We start from the raw sequence: 12,394 nt of genomic DNA, 5'->3' as shown, positions 1-12,394 counted from the left end.
GGGGCTAACGCAGCATTCGCGGGTGAACCCGCTCCCACAGGGCACGCACCAGGCCGCAATCGTGGTGCACCAGATAACGAGGTCACAACACATCCATGGAAAGCATCGACCTGCTGGTCCTGCGCACCGCCCACGACTGGCTCAAGGCCAATCACCGCGTGCTGCTCGCCACCGTGGCCCGCACCTGGGGCTCGTCGCCGCGCCCGGTGGGCTCGATGATGGCCCTGCGCGGCGATGGCCGGGTGGTTGGCAGCGTCTCCGGCGGCTGCATCGAAGACGACCTGATCCAGCGCTACACCAGCGCCCACGGCGGCCCCGGGCTGCCCGACGGCGCCCCCGAGATGGTCCGCTATGGCATCAGCGCCGACGAGGCGCACCGCTTTGGCCTGCCCTGCGGCGGCACGTTGGAGCTGATCCTCGAGTTCAACCCCGAGCCACAGCTGTTGCAGCGGTTGCTCGAACAACTCGACAGCGGCCAACTGGTACGCCGCGACCTTGCCCTGGACGATGGCAGCGTTACCCTCCAGGCCACCGCCACCCCGGCACAGTTCAGTTTCGACGGCCAGCACATGCGCAACATCCTCGGCCCCGGCTACCGCATGCTGCTGATCGGCGCCGGCGCGCTGGCCGAATACCTGGCGACCATGGCCCTGTTCAACGGCTTCCGGGTGGCGGTGTGCGACCCGCGCCCGGAGTACCTGGCCAGCTGGGCGGTGGCCGGCGTCGAGCACCTCGCAGGCATGCCGGACGACGTGGTGCGCGCCTTCCGGGCCGACTTGCGCACCTGCATCATCGCCGTCAGCCACGACCCCAGGCTCGACGACCTGGCCCTGCTCGAAGCCCTGCACAGCCCGGCGTTCTACGTCGGCGCCATCGGTTCGCGGCGCAACAGCCAGCTGCGTCGCGAACGGCTGATCGAGCATTTTGGCGAGACCGAGCAATCGCTTGAACGCCTGCACGGGCCGATCGGCATTTACATCGGCAGCAAGACCCCGGCGGAGATCGCGGTCAGCGTGATGGCCGAGGTACTGGCGGCGAAGAATGCGGTGGCGTTGCCCAGCGCGGTCACTGTCGTCATGGCCAAAGGTGATCGCGAAACGCCGGCACCTGCGGCCTGAGGCGGTCACCTCAGGCGCATTACCTGCACCCGCGACACAAGGTCGCTCACACGCCAGCCAACCTGTGACTATGCTTGAACCTCGCATGCCACTCACCGGTAACGACCACAAGGAAGACAGGCCAATGAATCCAACCCGCACCCTCGCCCGCGCCGTTGCGCTCGCCTCGCTGGTGTCCGTCGCCAGTTTCACCGCCCACGCCGCCGAATTGCCCATCGCCAGTGAAGCGCTGGAAAGCCATGTCAGTACCCAGGTGACCGCCATCGACCAGGCCAACCGCCAGGTCACGGTCAAGGGCCCCCACGACAAGGACGTGACCTTCCAGCTCACGGAAAAGGCCAAGGCCCTGCCCAACCTCAAGGTTGGCGACAAGGTCGACATCTACGTGACCCGTGCCGTCGCCTACGTGCTCAACACCAACGTCGGCGGCGCACCGAAAGCTTCGGAAGAGGCCGGCACCATTCGCGCCACCAAGGACAACCCCAACCCGGGCGGCGAAGCCTTCCGCCAGGTGAAGGTCACCTCGCAGATCAAGAAGATCGACCTCAAGACCCACGAAGTCACCCTGCTGCCGCCCGAAGGCAAGCTGCAGGTGGTCAAGGTCGAGAACCCCGATCTGCAGGCACGCATGAAGAACCTCAAGGTCGACCAGACGGTGGACGCCATCTACACCGAAGTGCTGCGCATCGAAACTTCGCGGTGATCCGGTAAAACCTTTTGCCCGGCCTGCGCATCGAACATCAGGTGACCCCTCACCTTGCCAGGAGCTACCCATGACGATGCGCACGGCTTTGCTGCTGTCCTGCCTGACCCTCGCAGTGGCCGGCTGCTCCAGCTCAAAGGAGCAGCACCTGCCGCCCCCCACGACCCAGCAAGTCGACCTGCAACGCTACCAGGGCACCTGGTACGAACTGGCGCGGCTGCCGATGTTCTTCCAGCGCAACTGCGTGCAGTCCGAGGCGCGCTATGGGCTGCGCGAGGATGGCCAGATCGACGTCGACAACCGTTGCAAGGAACAGGACGGCCAGTGGAACAGCGCCCACGGTATCGCCCAGGCGCAGGTGCCCGGGCGCACCGACAAGCTCTGGGTGCGTTTCGACAACTGGTTCAGCCGCCTCGCGCCCGACCTGACCAAGGGCGAGTACTGGGTGCTGTACCACGACCCGGACTACCGCGTGGCACTGGTCGGCCACCCCAACCGCGAATACCTGTGGCTGCTGTCGCGCAGCCCGACGGTCAGCAGCCAGACCCGCGAGCAGTTGCTGCAACGGGCGCGCGAGCAGGGCTACCCCACCGATCAGCTGATCTGGCGCCAGGCTGACACGCCGTAACGCCCATCGACGCCCGCCGCCGCCCCCTGTAAGGTGAGCCTCCCCGGCTCACCCAAAGGATTGCGTGCAATGATCACCTGCCACCTCAAGTACATCATCGACCCGTATCAGATCCCTGCTTTCGAGGCCTACGGCAAGTTGTGGATCGGCCTGGTCAACCGCATGGGCGGCACGCACCACGGCTACTTCCTGCCCAGCGAAGGCGCCAACAACGTCGCCTACGCCTTGTTCAGCTTCCCAAGCCTCGCCGCCTACGAGCAGTACCGCACGGCGTCGGAAAGCGATCCCGAGTGCATCGCCGCCTTCGCCCTGGCCACCGAGCAGCGCTTCATCCTCAGCTACGAACGCAGCTTCCTGCGGCCCGTGCACGGCTGAGCTTCGGCAACTGGCGTCGCGTCTGTCGTGGTTGCGCCGGGCAGGCCGCGACGCTAGCCTTGCGCCCCGCCAAATGACCCTCCCAAAGCAAGGAACGCAACGTGAAGAATCTCGCAAGAACAGTGGGTATGGCTGGCCTGGGCCTGTTGCTCGGCTGCACGCCAGGCCAACGCCTGGCGTTCGATGTGCCATATGGTCGGTACCACAACTTCCTGCGTGAATACGTGGGCGACCGCGGCCAACTGACCTGCCAGGTGAGCATCGAGGAAAACCACACCGGCGACAAATGGGTGCCCTCGGTGATCCTCGCTGCCGCCCAGGACGAGCGCGAGGACTACACCCTGTTCCTGTCCAGCTCACCGCAGGTCAACGGCAGCGATCAACGTACGTTCCACCTGCGCACTTTCGTCAACGACACTGCCGTCATCAGCGATCACTTCCTCACCGTGCCCAATCGCAATGACCAGTACGGCCTGCGCCTGGCCTGGCATGCCGATGGCTCGATCAGCTACCAGGTCGACAACGGCGATGGCTGGACGCCCAAGGCGACGGTGCAGAGCCCCGGGTTCAAGGTGCGCCATGTCAGCGCCCATGCCAGTGGGGTCAAAGGGGTCGCGCACTGCGTGCTCAGTGACAGCGATGTGTAAAGGGGGCAGCCCGGTCAGGCGTCGGGCTGCTGCCATGCCTGCAGTGCCGCGATGAACACGTCCAGCGGCACACGTACAGCAGGCTGGTCCTTGTCGTCATGGCGCTCGATCAGCACGTGCTCGTCTTCGAACGTCACCCGGTAATCATCGCTTCTGTAGGGGTCCACCAGCCTGTTGTTACGGGTAGCCAGCGCCTCTACCAGGATGTGCTGGCGCTCGGTGGCAGTGAATGCTTCACCGAGCCAGCGCAGCAGGCCGGCGTCATGGGATTGGGGATTGGCGGCGTGACGGGGCATGGCAGGCTCCTTCTGTCATCGAAACGGCAAAAGGGCCTGCACGGCCCTTTTCCCTGGCCTCGGGATCAGTAGGCAGGATAGGCCGTTTTCCTCACCTTGCCACCCGTTCGGATAGCTTGCGGTCGAGGCGCTTCAGGCTGCCTGCTGCAGCCGCGCGATCTGCGTATGAGCTAACGATCGCAAAGCAAGGTTTGTGACGTAATGCGTCACACTTCTCGACACCGCAGATCATCCTTCGGTGCAACTGGCTTGTGTTGCTTGCACTGTACTCATCGCCTGCAGGCCGGCTCCCGCTCGATGGACTTGCACGTCCGCTCCTACAGAAAGCTGTTGCTCCCACAGGGCAGACGCCAACAGGCACACCCTGGAAGCCAGCCTACACTGCCACCTCCAACCCCACTTTCACCTTGTCCAGCACGATCAGCGTGCGGTAGGTCTGGATATCTTGGTTGTCGGCAAAATGCTGCCTGACCAGCTTTTCGAAATGCGCGACGTTGCGCGCGAGCATGACAATGATGAACGACACCCCGCCACTGACGAAGTAACACTGCTGTACCTCGGGCACGCCGGCGAAGTAACGCTTGGCGCGGTCCATCACCAGCGAACGGTCGTCGCACAGGCGCGACTCGACGATGGCGGTGAGCTCCTGGCCCAGCGCCTCCGGGGCGATGACGGCGGTATTGGCCAGAATCACCCCGCTGGCTTCGAGCTGGGTGATGCGGCGCTGCACGGCGGGGGTCGACAGGCCGATGGCCTCGGCGATCACCCGCTGCGACGTCTTGTTGTCCTGTTGCAGCATGCGCAGGATCGCCTGGTCGAAGCTGTCGAGCGGGCGCTTGGGCAAATCATTCATGTTCTGGGTCCGAATAAAGCAATTCACTCATCCTGCGGCGCGTTATACAGCCAATGCTTCACGGCCTGCACAGTAAAATCCTGCCACGAATCTGCGTGGAGGTCGCTGTGCGCCAAGCCAACCCGGGGGCATTCACCCCCATCTTTGCTGCCCTGCTGGGCCTGGTGTCGGTGCAATCGGGCGCCGCCGTGGGCAAGGCCATCTTCCCCCTGGTGGGGCCGGAAGGCGTGGCTGCGCTGCGCCTGGGCCTCTCGGCGGTGATTCTACTGGCAGTGTTGCGCCCGTGGCGCATCTGGCGCCAGGCCAACCTGCGCGACCTGGTCGGCTACGGGCTGATGATGGGCTTGATGAACCTGTTGATCTACCGGGCGTTCCTGTACATCCCGGTGGGCATCGCGGTATCGATTGAAGTGATCGGCCCACTGGGCGTCGCCTTGTTGAGCTCGCGGCGGCGCATCGACTTGTTGTGGATCGCCCTGTCGGCGTTCGGCCTGGTGCTGCTGCCCTGGGGGGCCGGTGCAGACGGGCTGGACCTGCGCGGCGTGGCCTATGCCCTGGCCGCCGCGCTGGCCTGGGGCCTGTATGTGACCCTGGGCACGCGGGTGGCGGTGCACGGGCGCCAGGCAGTGGCCAGCGGCATGCTGGTGGCGGCGATGCTGGGCGTACCGCTGGGCACGTTGCAGGCCGGCAGCCAGTTATTGCAACCCACGGTACTGGCCGTGGGGCTGGCGGTGGCATTGCTGTCCAGCACCCTGCCCTTCCTGCTGGACATGTTCGCCATGCGCCATTTGCCGCCGAGCGTGTTCGGTGTGCTGCTCAGCGCCTCGCCGGCCGCCGGGGCGATTGCCGGCTGGCTGGTGCTGGGCGAGACATTGAGCCTGCTGCAATGTGCGGGGATCGCGGCGATTGCGGCCGCTTGTGCGGGAGCCGCGTTGGTAGGCCGGGCAAGGTAGCAAGGGCGCTTTGCCAATGGCAGTGACTTTGCTGTTCTGACCTCCTCGCCAACCAGCCGGCTCCAACTTGCTCGCTCGCCCCCTGTAGGAGCGGCCTTGTGCCGCGAAAGGGCTGCACAGCAGCCCCGGCGATTGTTGCGTCAATGCTGAAATCCAGGGGCCGCGCTGCGGCCCTTTCGCGGCACAAGGCCGCTCCTACAGTTAAAGCGCAGGCCTTGGTTACAGCAATGACTTACACATGAACACCCGCGCAAACCCATCCTGCGCAGCCCGATGCGTTTCGTGATAACCCAGCCGGGCATAGATTGCGATGTTCTCGGTCATCCGCTCGTGGGTGTAGAGCCGGATGGCCTCACAGCCTGCAGCGCGGGCATGTGCCTCGCAGAAGTCCATCAGCATCCGCCCGATGCCCTGCCCTTTGCATGCAGGCAATACAGCGACGTTCACCAACAGCAACTCGCCCCCCTCCTGCCGCATGACCAGTAGCCCGACGATGCGCGAGGCCAGGGTGGCAACGAACACATCGTCCTCACGCACGACTTGCTGATAATCATCGAGCATCGGCGCCGGTTTGCGACCAATCCTGGCGATGTAAGGGCTGTAGGCTTTACTGACCAACGCCGCGATGACGTCGGCATCCTCGATGGCGGCCCTGCGCAGGGTGATTGAGCTCATTGCGCCACCGTCGGCCACAGCACCGCTTGTGCAGCGATCACGTGCCCCAGGCTGGCATCGAAGGTGACGCTGGGTGAACCGTGCAGTCGGTAGCCCAAGGCGAGCAGCTGTGAAATGCGCTGGCAGAAGCTGGCGTCGTCCTTGCCGGTGATCAGGCGGTAGACCGGCAGGTTGTCGGGAGGTAGCGAGGTCATTGAGCAGTCCTTTTTCGATGCGGGCATGTATGGGCGCGGGGTCGGCCATCATGTCATGGCGCTCTGGCGCCCGTCTTGGGATTGAGTCAGGGCCACCAGGTGCAGGGCGTCAGGTTTGCAGCGTTCTCATGATTGGGGAGTGTCAGTTTTTTGTGTTCGGGCCGGTAATGGCTTCGGCTTGGTTTTGATATATGTATGCGCACTCAGCGACGATGGCGACTTATAGTCACCTTTCCGCCCTTACGGCGGCCTACTTTTTTCTTGGCTCGCCGCCCGCGGAAAAAGTAGGCAAAACCGCCTGCTCCCATCATACGGCCCCTGCGCTGCGCTCCGGGGTCCCCTCGACTCCGGTGCCTTCCGGGCCCGCGCGGCCTCCTGAAGTCGCAATTTGTGTTGCCTGGACTATTGCGCGCTTAGAAGCAAAAGCAAAAACAGATCAAGAGCAGAAATGCTGTTATCTAAGTTTGTCTGTTGTTTATGTGTTGCTTGTTCGGGCCCTATCGCCGGCAAGCCGGCTCCCACAGGTACGGCGCAAGCCTGAAGTTTTCGCATTACCCTGTGGGAGCTGGCTTGCCAGCGATTGCAATCCAGAGTTCCCACTTAATCCAACTAGCGACAGCTAACGCCAGCCCAGGCGCCGCCCCTAACTTCGCGACTTCAGGACGCCGGAGCGAAGGGACCCGCAGCGCAGCGGAGGGCCGTATGAATGGAGCGAGCGGTTTTTGCTTACTTTTTTCCAAGAAAAAAAGCAAGCCGCCGTAAGGGCGGAAAGGTGACTACGCGTCGACATCGCAAATGAATGAACATACAAAATTAAAAACAACCAACAACAACTTCTCAACTTAGCAACTGAGCAACAGGCCAACCGCAAAATATCCAACAGCAAAATAACGCCATCAGATCGATGTCACAGCCATCACCCCCCCCGCCCTATCCCGCACCGGACACCGCGCCCGGTGCAAATTCAACGCTGTATTGATAATCCCGATATGGCTGAACGCCTGCGGAAAATTCCCCAGCATCCGCTTACCCGCCGGGTCGTACTGCTCGGCCAGCAATCCGACGTCATTGCACAACCCGGTCAGCCGCTCATACAGCGCTTGTGCATCTTCCTGGCGCCCCAGCAGCACATACACATCCGCCAACCAGAACGAACACACCAGGAACGTGCCCTCCCCCGGCGTCAGGCCATCGCTGCAGCTGTCGCTGTCATAGCGCAGCAGCAGACCGTTGCGCAGCAGGCGCTGTTCGACCTGCTCAAGGGTGCGCAGAAAGCGCGGATCATCCGGCGGCAGAAAACCGGTCAGGGCAACCTGCAGCAGGCTGGCGTCCAGCTCGCTTGAGCCATAGGCCTGAACGAAGTGCTGCCCGGAAGGATCCAGGCCACGAGCGCAGACCTCAGCGCGGATCTCATCGGCAACGCGCCGGTAGTGCCGGCCTCGCTCGCGGTCTTCCTCGGTGGTCTGCGCCAGGCTGGCGGCGCGGTCGAAGGCGACCCATGCCATGACCTTGGAATGCACGAAGTGCTGGCGGCCGCCGCGCACTTCCCACAGCCCTTCGTCGGGCTCGCGCCAGATGCTTTCCACATAGGGCAGGATCAGCCGGGCAATGGCGGAGCTGCGCGGATGACGCGGCAGGCCGCCCTTGATGGCCTGGGTCATGGCGTCGGCGAGTTCGCCATAGATATCCAGCTGGCGCTGCTCGGAAGCGGCATTGCCGACGCGCACCGGCTGGGAGTGCTCGTAGCCGGCCAGCCAGGGCAAGGTGAACTCGGGCAGGTCGCGCTCCCCCGCCAGGCCGTACATGATCTGCATCTGCTCGGGATTGCCGGCCACCGAACGCAGCAACCATTCGCGCCAGGCCTGGGCTTCGTCGAAGTAGCCGAGGTTCATCAGGGCCAGCAAGGTCATGGTGGCGTCACGCAGCCAGCAGTAGCGGTAGTCCCAATTACGTTCACCCCCCACCCGTTCGGGCAGCGAGGTGGTGACGGCGGCGACCATGCCGCCGGTGGGCGCGTAGGTCATGGCCTTGAGTGTCAGCAGCGAGCGGCGCACCAAATGGGTGTAAGGGCCAACGTCGGGGCAGCGGGCGGCAAAGGCCTGCCATTGGGCGATGGTCTGTTCCAGGTCATCATCGACATCGCAACCGGGCTGAACGGGCAGGTGCGAGGGCTGGTGGCAAAGGCTGAACACCTGGCGCTCGCCGGTGCGCACGCGAAAACGGGCGACGCTGTGGTGGTCCTGGCCATGGGTTTCGACGCTGCTGCGCAGTATCAGCCGGTCGGGGCCGGCCACCGCGCTGAGGGTCAGCGGGTCGAGCTTTTCCACCCAGGGCACGCTGCGGCCGTAGTCGAAACGCAGCACCAGGTCCATCTCGAACGCGGTTTCGCCGGCCAGGCCCTCGACGATGCGCACGATGGCGTTGCTGCCCCCCAGGGGCATGCAGTCAAGCACACGGGCGCGGCCGCTGGCGGTGGTCCAATGGGTTTCCAGCACCAGGGTGTCATCGAGGTAGCGGCGCGTGCAGTGTTCGACCGGGTCACTGGGGGCGATGCGCCAGCGGCCGTTTTCTTCGTTGCCCAGCAATGCCGCGAACACGGCCGGGGCGTCGAAGCGTGGCAGGCACAGCCAGTCGATGGCGCCGTCGCGGCTGACCAGGGCGGCGCTGCGGCAGTTGCCGATGAGGGCGTAGTCTTCGATGGGGGCAGGCATCCGGGCTCCTTGGTCGGGTGGGTCTGAGGTTGGATGCCTGGGAGGCGGTGGTCGTTCCGCCGAAATATAGGCTGACGCGATCTCTGTAGGAGCGTGCAATCAACCCAAGTTGTGCCACTCGCGCTTGTCCCGCGTCAGCAGCTCATTACCAGCCTCCGGGCCATCCTCCCCGGCTGCATACCCATGCACCTCGCCCGCCTCGCTTGCCCAGGCATCGAGAAACGGCTGCACCGCGCGCCAGCCGTTCTCGATGTTGTCGGCGCGCTGGAACAGGGTCTGGTCACCAGTCAGGCAGTCGTAGATCAACGTCTCGTAACCGGTCGCCGGGGTCATCTTGAAGAAGTCTTTGTAGGCGAACCCCAGCTCGACGTTTTCCATCACCAGCTCCGGCCCTGGCCGCTTGGCCTGCAGGTCGAACCACATGCCCTCGTTGGGCTGGATCTGGATTTTCAGGTAGTTGGGCTTGGGCCGTTCCAGCTCGCTTTCGCGGAACTGCGCATAGGGCGCGGGCTTGAAGCAGATGGCGATCTCGGTGTCGCGCACGCTCATGCGCTTGCCGGTGCGCAGGTAGAACGGCACGCCGGCCCAGCGCCAGTTGTCGATCATCACCTTGAGGGCGACGTAGGTCTCGGTCTGGCTGTCTTTGGCAACATTAGGCTCGTCGCGGTAACCGGCCAGCGGCTTGCGCCCCTGTTTGCCGGGGGTGTACTGGCCGCGCACCGAGTTCTTCAGCGCCATCCTCGCCGTCCACGGGCGGATGGCGCCGATCACCTTGGCCTTCTCGCCACGCACCGCATCGGCGCCAAAGGCGGCCGGCGGCTCCATGGCGACCATCGCCAGCAACTGGAACAGGTGGTTGGGCACCATGTCGCGCAAGGCGCCGGTGCTGTCATAGAAGGCGCCGCGGGTCTCGACGCCGACGGTTTCGGCGGCGGTGATCTGCACGTGGTCGATGTAATGGTTGTTCCAGAACGACTCGAACAGGCCGTTGGAAAAACGGCTGACCAGGATGTTCTGCACCGTCTCCTTGCCCAGGTAATGGTCGATGCGGTAGATCTGCCGCTCGTTCATCACCTTGAGCAGGCGGGCGTTCAGCGCTTCGGCGCTGGCCAGGTCAGTGCCGAAGGGCTTCTCCACCACCACCCGCCGAAAGCCCCCGGCGGACTCGTCGAGCAGGCCGGCATCGCCCAGGCGCTGGGCCACTTCCGGGAAGAAGCGCGGCGAGGTGGCCAGGTAGAAGATGGCGTTGCCGTGGCTGGTCTTGTCGATGCGTTTGGCCAGCGCCTGGTAAGTCGCCGGGTCGAGGAAGTCGCCGGTCTGGTAGTCCAGGCGCTTGGCCAGGCGCGCCCAGAGCTTGTCGTCCAGGCAGCGCTCGCTGCCTTCGCGGCCCTGGTCACGCTCCAGCATGAAAGCATGCAGGCGCTCGGCGAAGGCTTCGGCGGTGGCGGCGTTGTGATCGACCCCGACAATGCGCAGGTTGCGGTCCAGCAGGCCATCACGGCTGAGGTTGTACAGCGCCGGCATCAGCAGGCGCTTGACCAGGTCGCCGTTGGCGCCGAACAGGAACAGGGTGCAGGGTGGAGCGGCAGGGATGCTTGGTTTGGTCATTCGCCTTTCTTCTCGACGTGGCCACCGAAGCCCAGGCGCATGGCCGAGAGCACCTTGTCACCGTAGGTGCCCTGCTGCTGGCGCGAGCGAAAGCGGGCGAACAGCGCGCTGGACAGCACCGGCACCGGCACCGCCTGCTCCACGGCGGCATCGATGGTCCAGCGCCCTTCGCCGCTGTCAGACACCGAACCGCTGAAGGCGGACAACTGTGGGTCGGCGACCAGGGCGTCGGCGGTCAGGTCCAGCAGCCAGGAGGTGACCACGCTGCCACGGCGCCACACCTCGGCGATCTCGGTCAGGTTGAGGTCGAAGCGCTGGTCTTCGGGCAGTTCGTCGCCGCCCTTGCTGCGCAGCAGGTCGAAACCTTCGGCGTAGGCCTGCATCAGGCCGTATTCGATGCCGTTGTGCACCATTTTCACGTAGTGCCCGGCACCGGGTGGGCCGGCGTGGATGTAGCCGTGCTCGGCGCGCTCGTGCTCACCGCTGCGGCCGTGGGTGCGGGGGATGTCGCCGACGCCGGGGGCCAGGGCCTTGAACAGCGGTTCCAGGCGTTCGAATACTGCCTTCTCGCCACCGATCATCATGCAGTAGCCACGGTCCAGGCCCCACACGCCGCCGGAGGTACCCACGTCCAGGTAATGCAGGCCATGCTTGGCCAGTTCGGCCGCGCGGCGCATGTCGTCTTTATAGAACGTGTTGCCGCCGTCGATGATCGCATCGCCCGGCTCCAACAGCTCGGCCAGCTGGGCGATGGTCTGTTCGGTGGGCTCGCCCGCCGGCAGCATCACCCACACCGCGCGCGGCGCCTTGAGCTTCTGCACCAGCGCACCCAGGTCGTGGGCCCCTTGCGCACCCTCGCCTTCCAGCCCGGTGATTGCTTCACGGTTGCGGTCATGCACCACGGTGCGGTGGCCGGCGCGCATCAGCCGCCTTGCGATATTGCCGCCCATGCGGCCCAGCCCGACGATTCCCAGTTGCATGTGGTGACGCTCCCGTTAGAAATGGATTACAGCCGTTAAGGATTTCAGATTAGTCCAGCGTACCCGCCGAGGGTTCACCGACGAACGGCGAGACCACGATAAACAAAAAAGTTCCCATGGCCAGGGAAAGAATTCAGAATGCGCGCCGCGTGAAGCGACTACGCTTTGATTTGTCACCAGCCAGCCCTGCGAGGTGTGCTCATGGGTACCCTGATGCCTGCCACTCCCACCCAGACCCTCTACGTGTCCATGCGCCGTGATGAACTGCGCCAATTGAAGGACGAACGTGACCAGTTGCGCCAGCAAGTGGCGCAGTTGAACCAACTGCTGGAGCAGGCCCGCCTGCAAGGCAAGCCCGCCAGCCTCTGAGTCACCGCCCCTGCGCAGGGAGCCGCCCGGCTCCCGCCCTGCCTGTTTTCACCCCTGCCCCACCTGCCGACCCGGCACGTCCCTACCTGTACAAATTTTGTAACACCCGCCAACGTTTGCGGGGACGAACGGTCACCATAAAAATGACCAGCAAGTCACAAGAATGTCGTTTCGTCCCCTACACTCCAGATTCGGCCCGCGTTTTGCTCGGAAAAAGTGACGTAAAAAAGTCGAACTTTCCGAAATGCGGGCAGGTCAGGAGCTAAGTAGGCCAACGCAAAGGG

General features: G+C 64.3%; 14 protein-coding genes. 7 read left to right on the top strand and 7 right to left on the bottom strand.

Translation table 11 applies throughout. The features are described 5' to 3' along the window. The first annotated feature begins 95 nt into the window (after positions 1-95). The 5 genes from L6D77_RS10425 (at position 96) to L6D77_RS10405 (ending at position 3,471) form a co-directional block, all read left to right on the top strand. Positions 96-1,118: an XdhC family protein gene (locus tag L6D77_RS10425; RefSeq protein ID WP_232884114.1), complete on the top strand. Its 1,023-nt coding sequence runs from the start codon at positions 96-98 to the stop codon at positions 1,116-1,118. 124 nt (positions 1,119-1,242) lie between these two features. Further along, positions 1,243-1,821 (top strand): hypothetical protein, encoded by a 579-nt coding sequence (locus L6D77_RS10420; RefSeq protein ID WP_232884113.1) that lies wholly within the window; start codon positions 1,243-1,245, stop codon positions 1,819-1,821. Positions 1,822-1,891: 70 nt separating this feature from the next. Continuing rightward, the gene (locus L6D77_RS10415; protein WP_232884112.1) at positions 1,892-2,449 is read left to right on the top strand and encodes a lipocalin family protein; all 558 of its coding nucleotides are present in this window, start codon (positions 1,892-1,894) and stop codon (positions 2,447-2,449) included. Positions 2,450-2,518: 69 nt separating this feature from the next. After that, entirely contained in the window at positions 2,519-2,824 is a 306-nt protein-coding gene (locus L6D77_RS10410) for an NIPSNAP family protein (RefSeq protein ID WP_232884111.1), read from the top strand. 101 nt (positions 2,825-2,925) lie between these two features. Next, positions 2,926-3,471 (top strand): hypothetical protein, encoded by a 546-nt coding sequence (locus L6D77_RS10405; protein WP_232884110.1) that lies wholly within the window; start codon positions 2,926-2,928, stop codon positions 3,469-3,471. 14 nt (positions 3,472-3,485) lie between these two features. On the opposite strand, the gene L6D77_RS10400 is transcribed toward L6D77_RS10405, so the two are convergent. Further along, positions 3,486-3,767 carry a hypothetical protein gene (locus tag L6D77_RS10400; protein WP_232884109.1) on the bottom strand — a complete coding sequence of 94 codons (282 nt, stop codon included), beginning with the start codon at positions 3,765-3,767 and terminating at the stop codon, positions 3,486-3,488. A gap of 376 nt (positions 3,768-4,143) precedes the next feature. Continuing rightward, positions 4,144-4,620: an Lrp/AsnC family transcriptional regulator gene (locus L6D77_RS10395; protein WP_232884108.1), complete on the bottom strand. Its 477-nt coding sequence runs from the start codon at positions 4,618-4,620 to the stop codon at positions 4,144-4,146. Between the two features lie 107 nt (positions 4,621-4,727). On the opposite strand from L6D77_RS10395, the gene L6D77_RS10390 reads away from it, so the two are divergent. Continuing rightward, positions 4,728-5,573: an EamA family transporter gene (locus L6D77_RS10390; RefSeq protein ID WP_232884107.1), complete on the top strand. Its 846-nt coding sequence runs from the start codon at positions 4,728-4,730 to the stop codon at positions 5,571-5,573. A gap of 219 nt (positions 5,574-5,792) precedes the next feature. Here L6D77_RS10390 and L6D77_RS10385 read toward each other — a convergent pair whose 3' ends face one another. The 5 genes from L6D77_RS10385 to gnd all read right to left on the bottom strand — a co-directional run bounded on the left by L6D77_RS10385 (position 5,793) and on the right by gnd (position 11,741). Further along, positions 5,793-6,248 (bottom strand): GNAT family N-acetyltransferase, encoded by a 456-nt coding sequence (locus L6D77_RS10385; RefSeq protein WP_232884106.1) that lies wholly within the window; start codon positions 6,246-6,248, stop codon positions 5,793-5,795. After that, entirely contained in the window at positions 6,245-6,442 is a 198-nt protein-coding gene (locus tag L6D77_RS10380) for a DUF1737 domain-containing protein (RefSeq protein WP_232884105.1), read from the bottom strand. Before L6D77_RS10380 ends, L6D77_RS10385 begins: the two co-directional genes overlap by 4 nt. An 896-nt stretch (positions 6,443-7,338) precedes the next feature. After that, positions 7,339-9,153 (bottom strand): glycoside hydrolase family 15 protein, encoded by a 1,815-nt coding sequence (locus L6D77_RS10375; RefSeq protein ID WP_232884104.1) that lies wholly within the window; start codon positions 9,151-9,153, stop codon positions 7,339-7,341. A gap of 99 nt (positions 9,154-9,252) precedes the next feature. Beyond that, positions 9,253-10,761, bottom strand: a complete 1,509-nt coding sequence (zwf, locus tag L6D77_RS10370; RefSeq protein ID WP_232884103.1) for a glucose-6-phosphate dehydrogenase — start codon at positions 10,759-10,761, stop codon at positions 9,253-9,255. Then, positions 10,758-11,741, bottom strand: coding sequence for a phosphogluconate dehydrogenase (NAD(+)-dependent, decarboxylating) (gene gnd, locus L6D77_RS10365; RefSeq protein ID WP_232884102.1), 984 nt, complete (start codon positions 11,739-11,741; stop codon positions 10,758-10,760). Before gnd ends, zwf begins: the two co-directional genes overlap by 4 nt. Positions 11,742-11,942: 201 nt before the next feature. Here gnd and L6D77_RS10360 point away from each other — a divergent pair, with 201 nt between their 5' ends. Then, complete coding sequence (locus L6D77_RS10360) at positions 11,943-12,110, top strand: DUF6026 family protein (protein ID WP_232884101.1); 168 nt, start codon at positions 11,943-11,945, stop codon at positions 12,108-12,110. Positions 12,111-12,394 lie beyond the last annotated feature (284 nt).

Origin of the sequence: Pseudomonas parasichuanensis, from assembly GCF_021601385.1 — a bacterium.
GTDB lineage: Bacteria > Pseudomonadota > Gammaproteobacteria > Pseudomonadales > Pseudomonadaceae > Aquipseudomonas > Aquipseudomonas parasichuanensis.
Note: the sequence above shows the minus strand (reverse complement) of the source record. Positions and strands in the feature narration are given on the sequence as shown.